Origin of the sequence: Massilia sp. H6, assembly GCF_024802625.1 — a bacterium.
Lineage (GTDB): Bacteria > Pseudomonadota > Gammaproteobacteria > Burkholderiales > Burkholderiaceae_D > Telluria.
Map to the genome: position 1 here is coordinate 3,982,348 of NZ_CP103371.1, position 14,654 is coordinate 3,997,001.

12 protein-coding genes are annotated in these 14,654 nt (G+C 64.9%); 3 read left to right on the plus strand and 9 right to left on the minus strand.

The features are described from left to right. The first annotated feature begins 136 nt into the window (after window positions 1-136). Both NRS07_RS17840 and NRS07_RS17845 read left to right on the plus strand, forming a co-directional pair. Window positions 137-1,330 carry an acyl-CoA dehydrogenase gene (locus tag NRS07_RS17840; protein ID WP_259209384.1) on the plus strand — a complete coding sequence of 398 codons (1,194 nt, stop codon included), beginning with the start codon at window positions 137-139 and terminating at the stop codon, window positions 1,328-1,330. Window positions 1,331-1,627: 297 nt separating this feature from the next. Further along, window positions 1,628-3,604: a bifunctional diguanylate cyclase/phosphodiesterase gene (locus tag NRS07_RS17845; protein WP_259209385.1), complete on the plus strand. Its 1,977-nt coding sequence runs from the start codon at window positions 1,628-1,630 to the stop codon at window positions 3,602-3,604. Between the two features lie 63 nt (window positions 3,605-3,667). Here the strand turns inward: NRS07_RS17845 and NRS07_RS17850 are convergent, their stop codons facing one another. Further along, on the minus strand, window positions 3,668-4,570 hold the full coding sequence (locus NRS07_RS17850) for a cupin-like domain-containing protein (RefSeq protein ID WP_259209387.1): 903 nt from the start codon (window positions 4,568-4,570) through the stop codon (window positions 3,668-3,670). 197 nt (window positions 4,571-4,767) lie between these two features. On the opposite strand from NRS07_RS17850, the gene NRS07_RS17855 reads away from it, so the two are divergent. After that, on the plus strand, window positions 4,768-5,742 hold the full coding sequence (locus NRS07_RS17855; RefSeq protein ID WP_259209389.1) for an IS1595 family transposase: 975 nt from the start codon (window positions 4,768-4,770) through the stop codon (window positions 5,740-5,742). A gap of 138 nt (window positions 5,743-5,880) precedes the next feature. Here NRS07_RS17855 and NRS07_RS17860 read toward each other — a convergent pair whose 3' ends face one another. The 8 genes from NRS07_RS17860 to pyk all read right to left on the minus strand — a co-directional run bounded on the left by NRS07_RS17860 (window position 5,881) and on the right by pyk (window position 14,574). Continuing rightward, on the minus strand, window positions 5,881-6,564 hold the full coding sequence (locus NRS07_RS17860) for an OmpW family protein (protein ID WP_259209391.1): 684 nt from the start codon (window positions 6,562-6,564) through the stop codon (window positions 5,881-5,883). A gap of 33 nt (window positions 6,565-6,597) precedes the next feature. Continuing rightward, window positions 6,598-7,965, minus strand: a complete 1,368-nt coding sequence (locus NRS07_RS17865; protein WP_259209394.1) for an SGNH/GDSL hydrolase family protein — start codon at window positions 7,963-7,965, stop codon at window positions 6,598-6,600. 238 nt (window positions 7,966-8,203) lie between these two features. After that, window positions 8,204-9,262 (minus strand): L-threonylcarbamoyladenylate synthase, encoded by a 1,059-nt coding sequence (locus tag NRS07_RS17870; RefSeq protein ID WP_259209396.1) that lies wholly within the window; start codon window positions 9,260-9,262, stop codon window positions 8,204-8,206. Then, on the minus strand, window positions 9,259-10,467 hold the full coding sequence (locus tag NRS07_RS17875) for a 5-(carboxyamino)imidazole ribonucleotide synthase (protein WP_373889837.1): 1,209 nt from the start codon (window positions 10,465-10,467) through the stop codon (window positions 9,259-9,261). Before NRS07_RS17875 ends, NRS07_RS17870 begins: the two co-directional genes overlap by 4 nt. 3 nt (window positions 10,468-10,470) lie before the next feature. Next, the gene (gene purE, locus NRS07_RS17880; protein WP_259209399.1) at window positions 10,471-10,968 is read right to left on the minus strand and encodes a 5-(carboxyamino)imidazole ribonucleotide mutase; all 498 of its coding nucleotides are present in this window, start codon (window positions 10,966-10,968) and stop codon (window positions 10,471-10,473) included. Window position 10,969: 1 nt separating this feature from the next. Next, window positions 10,970-11,866 (minus strand): phosphoribosylaminoimidazolesuccinocarboxamide synthase, encoded by an 897-nt coding sequence (locus NRS07_RS17885; RefSeq protein ID WP_259209401.1) that lies wholly within the window; start codon window positions 11,864-11,866, stop codon window positions 10,970-10,972. Window positions 11,867-12,029: 163 nt separating this feature from the next. Beyond that, window positions 12,030-13,094, minus strand: coding sequence for a class II fructose-bisphosphate aldolase (fba, locus tag NRS07_RS17890; protein WP_259209404.1), 1,065 nt, complete (start codon window positions 13,092-13,094; stop codon window positions 12,030-12,032). 19 nt (window positions 13,095-13,113) lie between these two features. Next, window positions 13,114-14,574, minus strand: coding sequence for a pyruvate kinase (gene pyk / locus NRS07_RS17895; protein WP_259213360.1), 1,461 nt, complete (start codon window positions 14,572-14,574; stop codon window positions 13,114-13,116). Window positions 14,575-14,654 lie beyond the last annotated feature (80 nt).

A 14,654-nucleotide genomic window follows, 5' to 3' on the forward strand; every position in this document is an offset into this window, starting at 1 on the left:
AGATGCGGCGCCGCCTCCTTTCTATAATGGCCAGACTGTGCGCAGCCTGTGTCCGTGCTTGCTCGCGCCTGATGTACAACTCACCTACAAGATCTGTACCAGATTCGACCAAGAACTTACCGAGACAGGATGACCCATGAACCGTTCCGATTCGCCCCGCAAAGCCGCTTTCCACTGGGATGACCCGCTGCTGCTGAACAGCCAGCTGCAAGATGATGAGCGCATGGTACGCGACGCCGCCGCCGCCTATTGCCAGGACAAGCTCAAGCCGCGCATCCTCGAAGCGTTCCGCCACGAACGCATGGATACCGGGATTTTCCGAGAAATGGGCGAACTCGGCCTGCTGGGCCCGACCATTCCGGAACAGTACGGCGGGCCGGGCATGAACTATGTCGCCTATGGCCTGATCGCGCGCGAAGTCGAACGCGTCGACTCGGGTTACCGCTCGATGATGAGCGTGCAGTCGTCGCTGGTGATGGTTCCGATCTTCGAGTTCGGCAACGAAGCGACCAAGCAGAAATACCTGCCCAAGCTGGCCACCGGCGAATGGATCGGCTGCTTCGGCCTGACCGAACCGAACCACGGCTCGGACCCGGGCTCGATGATCTCCCGCGCGCGCAAGGTCGACGGCGGCTACGCGCTCACCGGCGCCAAAATGTGGATCACCAACTCCCCGGTCGCCGACGTGTTCGTGGTCTGGGCCAAGGACGACGAAGGCGCCATCCGCGGCTTCGTGCTCGACAAGGACATGCCCGGCTTGAGCGCCCCGGCCATCCATGGCAAGTTCGGCCTGCGCGCCTCGGTGACCGGCGAAATCGTCATGGACAATGTGTTCTGCCCAGAAGAAAACGCCTTCCCGGACGTGCGCGGCCTGAAGGGTCCGTTCACCTGCCTGAATTCGGCCCGCTACGGCATCGCCTGGGGTGCGCTGGGCGCGGCCGAAGATTGCTGGCACACGGCGCGCCAGTACGTGCTCGACCGGCAACAGTTCGGCAAGCCGCTCGCCGCCAACCAGCTGGTGCAAAAGAAGCTGGCCGACATGCAAACCGAGATCACCCTCGGCCTGCAGGGCTGCCTGCGCCTGGGCCGCATGAAAGACGACGGCACCGCCGCCGTCGAAATCACCTCGATCATGAAGCGTAATTCCTGCGGCAAGTCGCTGGATATCGCCCGCGTGGCGCGCGACATGCTTGGCGGAAACGGAATCTCGGACGAGTTCGGGATCGTACGCCACATGGTCAACCTCGAAGTGGTCAACACCTATGAAGGCACCCACGACATCCACGCGCTGATCCTCGGCCGTGCCCAGACCGGTATCGCCGCGTTCTGACCCCCTCCTGCTCCCTGCGCGCCGCCGGCCTCGCCGGCGGCGCGCTGTCCAAGCTTGTTACAACACATCATTTACAGATTTCAATCGAGCGGCGTCAATACTGCTCTATTTTGCGTTACGATAGTTACCAGTATTGAATAACTAGATGTCTTAACGACCACTACGCGAGGCCCGATGAGTGCTCTCGATGAACCGCGTTCGCCAGCCCCGGCTAACGCGGAAGCGTTATCCCTTGACCTATTGCTCCGCAATTTGCCCGGTGCGGCTTATCGTTGCGCGAACGATGGATCGTGGACGATGGAATTCGTCAGCGACGGCATCGAAACACTCACCGGCTATCCGGCCGCCGCTTTCCTGGCCCGTCCTGGCGTCGCCTATTCCAGCATCATCGTTGCCGAAGACCGCGCCGGGGTCGAACGCGGCATCGCCGCCGCCGTGCAGGGAGACCGGCAATACCAGCTGACCTACCGCATCCGCTGTGCCAACGGCGAGCTCAAGTGGGTGTGCGAACAGGGTACGGTGGTGCCTCAAGAGCAGGGCCAGATTCTCGAGGGCTTGCTATTCGACTACACGCGGCTGCGCAGGGCCGACATGCTGGTTCACGAGCAGGCGTCCTTCCTGCATCGCGCACGCGACGCCATCATTGCGGTGGACATGAATTCGCGCATCTCGTACTGGAACAACGGCGCCGAGCGGCTGTACGGCTGGAGCGCCACCGAGGCGCGCGGCAAGAAATTCTCCGAACTGCTGTGCGACAACCTGCCGGCATATTCATCGGCCTACGAGACGACCCTTGCCAACGGCGAATGGTCGGGCGAACTGGCCCACATGCGGCGCGACGGCGTCTGCATCGAAACCGATACGCGCTGGACCCTGCTAAGCGCCGATCCGGCCTTCGACGCGCCACAGAAGATTTTGGTGATCAGCACCGATATCAGCGAGCGCAAGCATAACGAAGCGAAGATCTATCGGCTCGCCTTCTTCGACGCCCTGACCGACCTGCCCAACCGCGCCAGCTTGCTCGACCACCTGCGCCGCGCCCTGCTCGGCAGTGCGCGCACGCGCAAATATGGCGCCCTGATGTTCTGCGACCTCGACAATTTCAAGTACCTCAACGACTCCCAGGGCCACGCGGCCGGCGACATGCTGCTGCAGGCGGTGGCGCGCCGTCTCGAGCATTGCGTGCGCGAAGCCGACATGGTGGCGCGCCTGGGCGGCGACGAGTTCGTGATCCTGATCCAGCCGGTCGAAGACACGCGCGAAAGCGCCGCCGCGCAGGCCGAGACGGTGGCGGCCAAGGTGGTGGCCGCCATGGCGGCCCCGTTCCAGCTGGCCGAGGTGAGCTATTCGGTGTCGGTCAGCGTTGGCGTGGCGACCATGTGCGGCACCGTCGACACGGTCGAATCCACGCTGCGCCAGGCCGACGCCGCGATGTACCAGGCCAAGGCCTGTGGACGCAACACCTTCCGCTTCCACGATCCGGCGGTGCAGGCCGCCTGGGCGGCGCGGGCCGATCTCGAGTACGGAATGCGGCGCGCGCTGCGCGAGAACGAATTCGTGCTGCACTACCAGCCGCAGCTGGACCGCAGCAGCCGCGTGATTGGCGCCGAGGCGCTGCTGCGCTGGCGCCTGCCGGACGGCCGGTTGCTGTATCCGGCGGAATTCATCCACGCCGCCGAAGAAAGCGGGATGATCATCGACATCGGGCGCTGGGTACTGCGCACCGCCTGCGCTGAACTGGCGCGCTGGCAGCGCTTTCCAGATACTGCCGGCTTGACGCTGTCGGTCAATGTCAGCGCCGGCCAGTTCACCGAACCGGATTTCGTGCCGATGCTGTCGCAGATCTTCGAGCAGACCGGGGTACAGCCGTCGAGCCTCAAGCTCGAACTGACCGAAAGCCTGGTGGTGAGCGACTTCGCGCAGACCGCGCACACGATGGGCATGCTCAAGCAGCGCGGCATCAGCTTCTCGCTCGACGACTTCGGCACCGGCTACTCGTCGCTGGCCTACCTGCGCAAACTCCCGCTCGACCAGCTCAAGATCGACCAGTCCTTCATGCGCGATGTGCTCACCGACCAGAACGACGCCTCGATCGTGCGCTCGATCATCGCGCTCGGCGACAGCCTCGGCTTGCAAGTGATCGCCGAAGGGGTCGAGACGGCGGGGCAGCGGCAATTCCTGTCCGACGCCGGCTGCTTCATCTACCAGGGCTTCCTGTACCAGCACGCGATCAGCGCCGAGCATTTCACGGCGTACGCGCGCAACGTTCACTAAGAACCTATCCCAGTAGGGAAGAGGAAGTTGATGGCGATGCATGGCAGGCGCGCCAGCAACGACTCATAACCTGCGGGGATAGGTTCCAAGCGCCAGCGGCACGCCACGCGCCCAGCGGTTCGACGAAAGCGAAAAGCTCAAGGCCCGCACCTGGTGATACCAGCCGGCCGGCACGTACAGCATCTCGCCCGGGCCGACGACGCACTCGACCAGCGCCGCCTGACGCGCCAATGGAAAGCGTTCGAAATCCGGCGCCTCCGGGTCGAACGGAGAGCCAAACAGCATGGCATTGGCCTGGCTCGGGTACAGGAACGCCTCGTGGTGCGGCGGCGCCAGGAAGATCCGCTTGCTGCCCCAGATCTGGGCGAAGATATTGTCGTCGTAGTCGCAGTGCAGCGGCGTCATGGTGCGTTCCGGGCCGATCCAGAAGCGCGGCGGCCCCATCTTGCCAAAGTACATCGGCCAGTGGCACATGCGGTTCAGCTCGCGCAGCTCCAGGTTGCCGACATAAGGCGGCAGCGCGTCTGTGCCAGGGGCCAGGTCGAGGTATTCGCCCAGCGACATGTCTTGCATCGCGCGGTCGGGGTGAAAGGCAGTGCCGATGTAGTCGCCCACGCGGGCGCGCACCCGCAGATGGCCATAGCGTTCGCGCAGCACTTGCGGCGTGAGCGACAGCAGCGGCCAGCGGTTGACCACCCCGGTCATGATGAAGGGCAGGCCCTGCGTGGCGCGCGCGCGAAAGGCTGCCGCATCGAGCCGCGGCACACGCGGCACGGCGCTCATGCGGGGCAGGCTGCGCGCTGCCTCTATCACGGCGGCGCGCATCGCGCCGATCGAGGCGACGCCGCGGACCTGGGCATCGCGCTGTTCGCGCGCCTGACTGCGGGCGGCGGCTTCTTCTGGCGTAGCGGGCGCTGCCGCCGGAAGCGGCGGCAGGCGCGGCGCCGGGCGTTTTTCTATTGGCATTGGTGCTGAAGCTTTCTGCGGTCCGATCTGTCAGGCGAGAGTATAGCCGCGATGGCGGGCAATATCGGCGGTCCTGTCGACGAACGCCACATCGAAGGCGCTGTACCCGTTAGCTATGGATGAGCATTGAACTGCTGAGCTGAACTGCTGAGCTATTTTGCGGTCAAACCCCTGTCGATCTCGATAGGGAGTGGTGGATGAAAACGCCCAGGGTCGCCAAGCTGTTTGCCCAGCTTCCGATGCTCAACCAGGCCCAGCGGCAGCAAGCGCTTGATGCCCTGCATCCCGCAGCCGGCCTCGACCGGGCAGTCGCCCTGATTGGGCAGATCCGTTCCGCAGAGCGGCGCTGTCCTGAATGCGGATGCCAGCGCTATCACCGGCACGGCCAGGCCAACGACCTGCAACGTTTTCGCTGCTGCCAGTGCCGGCGCACCTTTAATGACCTGAGTGGCACGCCGCTGGCGCGGCTCAGGCTGCGCGGCAAGTGGCTCGACTACCTCGGCGCCGTGCTCGATTCCCGGCCGGTGCGCGACGCCGCCAAGCGCGTTGGCGTCCATCGCAATACGGCATTTCGCTGGCGCCATCGCTTCCTGGACCGGGTCAAGCATGACCGGCCAGCGCAGCTCGGCGGCATCGTCGAGGCCGACGAAATGTTTTTGCTCGAATCGCAAAAAGGATCGCGCACACTCGAGCGTCCGCCGCGCAAGCGAGGCGGCCGGGCCAGCCTGCCCGGCATCTCGCATCACCTCGACTGCATCCTGGTCGCGCGCGACCGCAGTGGGCAGACCATCGACGCCGTTACCGGACGCGGAGCGCTGAAGGTAACCCAACTGGTGCGGCACCTGTTGCCGAAGCTGGCCCCGCAAGCGCTCCTGGTCACCGATTCGCATGCCGCCTACCGTGCGTTCGCCCGCCAGCGGGGCATCGCCCACCAGGCGGTCAACTTGCGCTCCGGCGAGCGGGTTCGGTTCAGTAAGGGGGGCGCGATCCATGTCCAGAACGTGAACGCTTACCACCGGCGCTTGCGCCAATGGCTGGCGCGGTTCCACGGGGTTGCCTCGCGTTGGCTGCCCAATTACCTGGGCTGGCATTGGGCACTTGATGGCGGGCGGGTCACTTCCGTCGAGCACTTGCTGCGCATCGCTTGTGGACTCATCCACAGCCAACGGTGACAGCGCCACGGCGAAACCCTGGTCATGGCCCCCCGCCGGTACGCATGCCGTTAACGCAAAAACGTCGTTCCGGCGCGAGCCCGAACGACGTGCTGGTTGATCCTGCCGGACAGCGTTGCCGCGCCCAGCGAAACGCTGTTAGAACTTGTAGCCCACCGCCAGCATCACCGCCACCGGATCGAGCTGCATATGCTGCTTTTGCCCGGTCGAGAAATGGACGTCGGTGCGCAGGCGGCTCTGGTTGACGCTGGCATCGGCGAACCAGCGCTCGTTGATGTTCATCGTCATGCCGAGCTGCAGCGTATACGTCAATTTATTGTCGATGCTGAAGCTGGTCGGCGCGCCGCTGCCCGGGTTGGTAATGGCGGTCATCTTGGCCGAACCACGCTCTTTCATGAAATAGACATAAGTAGCGCCGATGCCCACGTAGGGACGGAAGGTCGCGCTCGGGGCGAAGAAGCGGTACTGTGCGAACAGGGTCGGCGGCAGCACTTCCACGGTGCCCAGCACGCCGGTGCCGGCGATGGCGCCCGCGCCGGAAATCTCGTGCTTGTACGGCGTGCCCAGACAGGTTTCGAGCGAAATATTATCGGTCAAGCCGTAGGCGAAGCTCAGCACCGGCCGCAGGTCGCGGCCGACGTCGGCCCTGGTGCCCGGCAGGGCCGGCGCGCTGATGTCGCCGCTCTCGACCTTCGGGGTCACCTGGTTGAAGCCGAACTTGGCCGTGAACTGGCCAGCCGACTGGGCCGACGCCGTCGAGGCGCACGCCAGTGCGGCGGCCATGGCCAGCACCTTGGCGGCGCTGTTAAAACGAATTTTCATGTGGTCTCCGATGTTGTTTCACGGGCTCGGCGCTTACAGCCAGCCCTTGACGGCCATTTCCTTGAGCACGAAGCGCGCGATCAGGTTGTTCTCGAACGGGGTCGGGTGGATATCGTCGGCGAACATGTAGCGGCTGACGTCGCCCGCCACGGTATTGGCATTGGTGCAGGCCAGCGAGGTGGTGCCCAGCACATTGGGACCGCAGGCCGGCGTGCTGGCATTGGTCAGGCCGTAGGGCGCCGGATTTTTCACCTGGTCGTTGCTGATGGTGTAGAGGTCGACGTACAGTATGCGCTCGTCGCTACCCAGGCCGCTCTTGAGCTGGCTGTTGAAAGCGTTGACCATGGCGGCGGTCAGCGCCCGGATGTCGGCCGACTGCGACTTCGATGCCGGGGTATTGGCCACGTCGGGCAGGTTGGCTACCACGACGTACCTGGCTCCCTTGCCGACGATCTCGCTCTTGACCAGTGCGGCCATCTGCGCGCCAGCCGCGCCCAGTTCGGCGACCAGCTTCGGGCCGTTGGCAGCGGCGTAGTCGTTACCGGCCTTGGTACCGGCGGCGGTGGCGTCAAGCTGGGCCTTGGCGACCATCGGGCCATGCACCGCTACCTGGCCGACGGCGGCATTGCCCGGCTGGGTTGCGGCCGCCATGACGGCTGCGGTAACCACGCTCTGGTCGGTCTTGCCGGGACGGGCGTTTTCCAGGGCGATGGCGGTGCCGATGGCCTGTGCGGCGGCTTGCGGATTGGTCGCGCCGGCAGCCAACTGCAGGGTCAGCGACGTGGCAAAGGCCTGGGCGCCGGCAGCGTTGCCGGCGGCGGTCGCCGCGCTCGAGAGGGTGTTCAGTTGCATCAGCACGTCGTTACCGCCCGACAGCAGGGTAACCAGCTCGGTGCCGCTGAACTTGTTACCGGTGCGGGCCAGGTGGTTGGCGACCTGGGTAACCAGCGGCACGGTGGTCTGGCCGATCGGCGAATTGGTGAACGGATTGCCCGGGCCGACCGGATTGGTCACGCGCGAACCGCCCTGGGCATAGTTAAAGCAGGTCAGGTGCTGGACGATCGGAACCGAGAAACCCATGGCGGCATTGCCGACCAGGCCGGTCTGGGCGGCGCAGGGCGCCGGCAGCTTCAGTTCGGCGGCCAGGAAATCCACCCAGATCTTGCCGTTCAGGTCAGGGCTCTTGGCCGTGCCGTCACCGTTGATGGTGAATTTGCCGCCGCCGGCGGTCTTGACCGCGCCCACGGCATAGGTACCCACGTCCGACAGGCTGTCGCCGAACGACACCTGCTGGGTGAACCTGATTTTTTGAGTCTGGTCGCCGCCGCCTGGGCTGGTTCCGCCGCAAGCAGCCAGTACCGCTGCCGTCAACAGAGCGAGCGCGAGTGTGGTTTGACGCATTGTGTCTCCTGAATGGAAAGTTTCTAACGAACGGCCGTACTATTCATATCAGCAACAATATGCCAGCGTTCAACTTTCTTGTATAGAAATTGTTGCCCAGCCGTCAGTTCCTAACGACAACAAACAACCGGTCAGGGAGGCGATTATAGCTTCGGCGCGTTGCGCGGCAATAACGGTTTTTTGAACAGGCCAGCAGGCTGGAACGCCGTAGCAGCAGGCGTTCTACCCGAAGCAATTGTTAGCCGGGCAAGTCGCCCGGGGTGGCTTGATTGAGCAAGCCGTGCACGATACCGGTCGAGCCGTGGGCGGCGCGGCGCAGGCGGTCGTTGACCCCATGCCAATTGCCGCCTTGCGGCGGCGCTTCGACCAGGATGACGTCGGCGCCATGGCCGTCCATTGCGCGCAGGGCTGCGTACAGGGCGTGGGCAAAGCCGGCGGGCGTGGCCGGCAGGCGCAGCGCGGCATGTGGTAGCGGCGCATCGGCGAGCGGCACGTCCGAGTAATGAATCAGCGCCACCTTGCGCCCTGCCCCGCTTAGTTGCGCCAAGGTCAGGCGCAGCGTGGTGCTGTCTTGCATCGCCACCGGCGTATGCGGCGCGTAATGCGATTCGAGCGTGCCCGAGGCGCGCGGTGCGGCGGCGTCGGGCGCGGCCGGGACCTGGTCGATCACTGCCGCGATGGCCTCGGCGCTGATCTGGCCGGGACGCAGCAGCACCGGGCCGTGCGTGGCCAGGCGCGACAAATCTACGATGGTCGACTCGATGCCGACTTCGGACGCGCCGCCATCGAGCACCATGGCAACCGAACCGTCACCGCCGAATTCGTCGCGCACGTGCTGGGCCAGGGTCGGGCTCACGGCGCCGAACTTGTTGGCCGATGGTGCGGCCAGGCCGCCCTTGCCGTCCTTGAACGCGCGCAGTAGCGCAATGGCCACCGGGTGCGCGGGACAGCGCAGGCCCACCGTGTCCTGGCCGCCGCTGACGGCGGCCGGGATGTTCGGGGCGCGCCTAACGATCATGGTCAGCGGACCGGGCCAGAAGGCATCGGCCAGTGCCTGCGCTTGCCGGGGAATATCGGCGCCCCAGTAGTCGAGCGCGGCCTCGGGCGCCAGATGCACGATCACCGGGTGGTCTTGCGGGCGGCCCTTGGCGGCATAGATGGCGGCGACCGCCGCCGGGTTCTCGGCGTCGGCACCGAGGCCGTAGACGGTCTCGGTCGGAAAAGCGACCAGTTCGCCCCGCTCCAGCGCGCGCGCCGCCGCGTCGATGGCGGCGTGGTCCAGGTCCCCGATGCTCATACCGCGATGCCGAGGATTGCGCACGCCTCGGCCAGGCTGGCCTGCGCCGCGGGCAGCGTGGGCGCAACGAAGGTGACGTGACCCATCTTGCGCCCGCGGCGCGGGTCGTCCTTGCCGTACAGGTGCAGGTTGGCGCCCGGCAGCGCCAGCACGCGGTCCCAGGCCGGCTCGCGCGCCGTGACGCCGTCGCCGTCGAACCAGACGTCGCCAAGGATATTGAGCATTACGCTGGGGGAGTGCTGGCGCACGTCGCCCAGCGGCAGGCGCGCCATCGCCCGCACCTGCTGCTCGAACTGGCTGGTAATGCAGGCATCCATGGTGTAGTGCCCGCTGTTGTGCGGGCGTGGCGCCATTTCGTTGACCACCAGCGTGCCATCGTCGAGCACGAAGAACTCGATGCACAGCACGCCCACGTAGCCCAACTGCGCGACAATCGCGGTGGCTGCAGCCTGCGCCTGGCTGGCACAGGCGTGGGACACGTTCGGGCCGGGCACGGTGGTGGTAAACAAGATACCGTCACGGTGCACATTCTCGGCGATCGGGTAGACCACAGAGGCGCCGTCGGCCCCGCGCGCGGTCAAGACCGATACCTCGCAGGCCAGCGGCAGCATCTTTTCAAGCAGGCAGGTCACGCCGTCCATGGCGTCGAAGGCGGCGCGCACGTCCGCGCGCGACCGCACCCGTACCTGGCCCTTGCCGTCGTAGCCCATGCGCACGGTCTTGAGGATCCCCGGCAGCAGTTCGTCCTCGATGTCGTCGATGTCGGCGTGCGAGGCGATGGTCTTGTGCGGCGCCGGCATCACCCCTGAGCTGGGGGCGCAGTCCACGAAAAAGCGTTTCTCGGCGATGCGGTCCTGTGCGATCGATACGCACGAGGCGCTTGGCGCGACGAAGCTGCGCGCGCCCAGCCAGGCCATGCTGTCGGCCGGGACGTTCTCGAATTCGGTGGTGATGGCCACGCAGGTCTGCGCCAGTTCGGCCAGCGCGGCCGGGTCGGAATAGGCGGCGTTGACCAGGCGCTCGGCCACCTGCCCGGCCGGGCAATCCGCGCCTGGCTCGAGCACGGCGACCTTGAAGCCCATGCTTTGCGCGGCGTGGGCAAACATGCGGCCGAGCTGGCCGCCGCCCATCACGCCGAGCCAGGCCGGGGGATGGGCACTCGGAAGCAATGGCACTGCCATTGCCGGATCGGTCAGTTTAGGCATGGTTCACACCGGAAGCAGCATGGCTTGCGCGGCCGCGCTTTGCGCGGCGCGGAATTCAAGCAGGGCCTGGGCTAGAACGTCGTCGTGCGCGGCCAGCATCGCCACCGCGGTCAGGGCGGCATTGGCGGCGCCGGCTTCGCCGATGGCGAAGGTCGCTACCGGCACGCCCTTGGGCATCTGCACGATCGACAGCAGCGAATCTTCGCCGCGCAGGTATTTCGACGGAACCGGCACGCCGAGTACCGGCACGATGGTCTTGGCGGCCACCATGCCCGGCAGGTGGGCGGCGCCCCCTGCCCCGGCGATGATCGCGCGCAGGCCGCGCGCGCGCGCGTTTTCTGCATACGTGAACATCTCGTCGGGCATGCGGTGCGCCGAGATCACCTGCGCCTCGAACGGCACATTGAACTGTTTCAAGATGGCGACCGCGTGCTGCATCACGTCCCAGTCCGAGGACGAGCCCATGATGACGCCCACTACAGGTTTTGCTTGTTCAGTCATCTCAAGCCTTCAGCTTGTCGCCGGTGAGGCGTTCGATGGCTTCGAAATACTTGGCCTGGGTCTTGTCGATGACGTCCTGCGGCAGCGATGGCGCCGGCGCGGTCTTGTTCCAGTCAGACAGCGTCTCGAGGTAGTCGCGCACGAACTGCTTGTCGAAGGACGGTGGCGACATGCCCGGCGCGTAGGAATCGGCCGGCCAGAAGCGCGACGAATCGGCGGTGAGTACTTCGTCCATCAGGTGCATGACGCCGTCGTCATCGAGTCCGAATTCAAACTTGGTGTCGGCGATGATGATGCCCCTGCTTGCCGCGTACTGCGCGGCGGCGGTGTACAGATTGATGCTGACGTCGCGCATCTTGGCGGCCAGCTCCTTGCCGATGCGCTGCTCCATGTCGTCGAACGAGATATTCTCGTCGTGCTCGCCGAGTTCGGCCTTGGCCGCCGGGGTGAAGATCGGCTCCGGCAGCTTGTCGGCCTGGCGCAGGCCGGCGGGCAGCGCGATGCCGCAGATGGCGCCGCTAGCCTGGTAATCCTTCCAGCCCGACCCGATGATATAACCACGCACGACCGCTTCGACCATGATGGGCTTGAGGCGCTTGGCCACCACCGCGCGGCCGCGCACCTGCTCGACTTCGTCTGGCGCCACGACCGACTCCGGCGCCACGCCGGTCAGGTGGTTCGGCACGATATGGCCGAGCTTGTCGAACCAGAAATCGCTCATCTGGTTCAACACCATGCCCTTGCCCGGAATCGGCTCGTTCATGACCACGTCGAAGGCCGACAGGCGGTCGGTGGTGACGATCAGGATCTTGTCGTCGCCGACGGCATAGTTGTCGCGTACCTTGCCGTGACCGAGCAGTGGCAGGGACTGGATTGAGGATTGGTAGAGGCTGTTCATAGAAGGGATATCAGGGAAACGGAACCGGAACAATGTCGCCGGTCGAGTGGGGCAAGCCGGGGGTGGCCTGGGCCAATGCGTGATTTTACGCCAATTCACCGCTCACCGTCCCGGCAGGAACCGGGATGGTGAGCGGTGCGGTCTATCCTGGCGGGTACTGCGCTTATTGCACGATCTGCGACAGCTCGCCCGCCTTGTAGCGCTCGGCCATCTTGTCCAGCGGCATAGGCTTGATCTTGCCGGCCATGCCTTCGCAACCGAACGACAGGTAGCGTGCCTTGCAGATCTCGGTGGCCGCTTCGCGTGCCGGCTTGAGGTAGTCGCGTGGATCGAACTTGCCCGGATTCTGGAACAGGTACTTGCGAATCGCAGCGGTCATGGCCAGGCGAATGTCGGTGTCGATATTGATCTTGCGTACGCCGTGCTTGATGCCTTCCTGGATCTCTTCGACCGGCACGCCATAGGTCTCTTTCATGTCGCCGCCGAATTCGCGGATTATCGCCAGCAGTTCCTGCGGCACCGACGACGAGCCATGCATCACCAGGTGGGTATTGGGAATGCGCTGGTGGATTTCCTTGATGCGGTCGATCGCCAGGATGTCGCCGGTCGGCTTGCGGGTAAATTTATAGGCGCCGTGCGAGGTGCCGATGGCAATTGCCAGCGCGTCGCACTGGGTCTTGGCGACGAAGTCGGCGGCCTGGGCCACATCGGTCAGCAACTGCTCGCGGGTCATGGCGCCGTCGGCGCCGTGACCGTCTTCCTTGTCGCCCATCATGGTTTCGAGCGAACCGAGCACGCCCAGTTCGGCTTCGACGGTGACGCCGATCGAGTGCGCGAACTTGACCACCTCGCGCGAGACTTCGACGTTGTACTCGTACGAGGCGACCGACTTGCCGTCGGCCTCGAGCGAACCGTCCATCATTACCGAGGTAAAGCCCGAACGGATCGCGGCCATGCAGACTGCCGGCGACTGGCCGTGGTCCTGGTGCATCACGACCGGGATGTGCGGATAGGCTTCGACGGCGGCGTCGATCAGGTGGCGCAGGAAAGCTTCGCCGGCATACTTGCGGGCGCCGGCCGAGGCTTGCATGATGACCGGCGCGTTGACCGCGTCGGCGGCGGCCATGATGGCCTGCACCTGCTCCAGGTTGTTGACGTTAAACGCCGGCAGGCCGTAGCCGTGTTCGGCGGCATGGTCCAGCAGTTGACGCATCGATACGAGTGCCATGGTTGATTACTCCAAACAATTAAGAAACTTTTTCGTCCAGCTCGCCCACGCGCACGATCTTGAGCGCATTGGTGCCCCCGGCCTGCCCCATCGGCGAGCCCCAGGTCACGACGATCAGGTCGCCCTTGCGCACCATGCCTTCGCGCATCAGCACTTCTTCGGCCTTGCGCAGCACGGCGTGGCTGCCGCCTTCCTGCAGCAGATGAAATGCTCGCACGTTCCGGTACAGCGATGCCTTGCGCTGCGTCGTTTGTGACGGGGTCAGGGCGAAGATCGGGGTATCGATCGAGTGGCGGCTCATCCACAGCGCGGTCGAGCCCGATTCGGTCAGGGCGACGATGGCTTTCACCTTCAGGTGGTGGGCGGTAAACAGCGTGCCATAGGCGATCGACTGGTCGATGCGGGTGAACTGGACGTTCAGGAAATCGGCGTCGAGCTTGTTGTATTCGGATTGTTCCGCCTCGAGGCAAATCGCGGCCATCATTTCGACCGTTTCAACCGGGTACTTGCCCGATGCTGTCTCGGCCGAGGTCATGACGGCGTCGGTGCCGTCCAGCACGGCATTGGCCACGTCCGATACTTCGGCGCGGGTCGGCACGGCATTGACGATCATCGACTCCATCATCTGGGTCGCGGTAATGGCCAGCTTGTTCGAGGCGCGCGCCATGCGGATCATGCGCTTTTGCAGCGCCGGCACTGCCGCGTTGCCCACTTCCACCGCCAGGTCGCCGCGCGCGACCATGATGCCGTCGGAAGCGTCCAGAATTTCCTGCAGCACCGGAATGGCTTCGGCGCGCTCGATCTTGGCGATCATCATCGGCTTGTGCTGGAAGGGCTCGCCGGCGATATTGGCCAGCTGGCGCGCCATTTCCATGTCGGTCGCGCTCTTCGGGAACGAGATCGCCAGGTAGTCGGCCTGGAAGCTCATCGCGGTCTTGATGTCTTCCATGTCCTTGGCAGTGAGCGCCGGCGCGGTCAGGCCGCCACCCTGGCGGTTGATGCCCTTGTTGTTGGAGAGCTCGCCGCCTACCTTCACCGTGGTGCAGATCTCATGGCCCACGACCTTGTCGACGATCAGCACGATCAGGCCGTCGTTGAGCAGCAGCTTGTCGCCCGGCTTGACGTCGCGCGGCAGCGCCTTGTAGTCGAGACCGACACGCTCCAGGTTGCCCAGCTCGCCGTTATCTCCCCATTTGGCATCGAGAATGAAACGGTCGCCGTTGTTCAGGAAAATCTTGCCTTCTTCAAACTTACCGACGCGAATCTTTGGACCCTGCATGTCGGCCATGATCGCCACTTCGGTGCCGCATTCGGCGGCGGCACGGCGCACCAGCATGGCGCGGTCGATATGGTCCTGCGCTTTACCGTGCGAAAAATTCAGGCGCACGACGTCGACGCCGGCGCGGATCATCTTGACCAGAATGTCGAAGTCGGTCGATGCCGGGCCGATGGTAGCGACGATCTTGGTGGCGTTGTACATGGGGCGCGCAGGTTGCATGGGTATAAATCCTTGATTCTGAAAAGAGAAACGCAGCTCTCTGGGCTGCGCTTGCAATGACT

Excerpts from the sequence above, each read along its gene's own strand:
- NRS07_RS17840 (WP_259209384.1), top strand. The coding sequence starts at position 137 with ATGAACCGTTCCGATTCGCCCCGCAAAGCCGCTTTCCACTGGGATGAC.
- NRS07_RS17845 (WP_259209385.1), top strand. The coding sequence starts at position 1,628 with ATGGAATTCGTCAGCGACGGCATCGAAACACTCACCGGCTATCCGGCC.
- NRS07_RS17850 (WP_259209387.1), bottom strand. The coding sequence starts at position 4,570 with ATGCCAATAGAAAAACGCCCGGCGCCGCGCCTGCCGCCGCTTCCGGCG.
- NRS07_RS17855 (WP_259209389.1), top strand. The coding sequence starts at position 4,768 with ATGAAAACGCCCAGGGTCGCCAAGCTGTTTGCCCAGCTTCCGATGCTC.
- NRS07_RS17860 (WP_259209391.1), bottom strand. The coding sequence starts at position 6,564 with ATGAAAATTCGTTTTAACAGCGCCGCCAAGGTGCTGGCCATGGCCGCC.
- NRS07_RS17865 (WP_259209394.1), bottom strand. The coding sequence starts at position 7,965 with ATGCGTCAAACCACACTCGCGCTCGCTCTGTTGACGGCAGCGGTACTG.
- NRS07_RS17870 (WP_259209396.1), bottom strand. The coding sequence starts at position 9,262 with ATGAGCATCGGGGACCTGGACCACGCCGCCATCGACGCGGCGGCGCGC.
- NRS07_RS17875 (WP_373889837.1), bottom strand. The coding sequence starts at position 10,467 with ATGCCTAAACTGACCGATCCGGCAATGGCAGTGCCATTGCTTCCGAGT.
- purE (WP_259209399.1), bottom strand. The coding sequence starts at position 10,968 with ATGACTGAACAAGCAAAACCTGTAGTGGGCGTCATCATGGGCTCGTCC.
- NRS07_RS17885 (WP_259209401.1), bottom strand. The coding sequence starts at position 11,866 with ATGAACAGCCTCTACCAATCCTCAATCCAGTCCCTGCCACTGCTCGGT.
- fba (WP_259209404.1), bottom strand. The coding sequence starts at position 13,094 with ATGGCACTCGTATCGATGCGTCAACTGCTGGACCATGCCGCCGAACAC.
- pyk (WP_259213360.1), bottom strand. The coding sequence starts at position 14,574 with ATGTACAACGCCACCAAGATCGTCGCTACCATCGGCCCGGCATCGACC.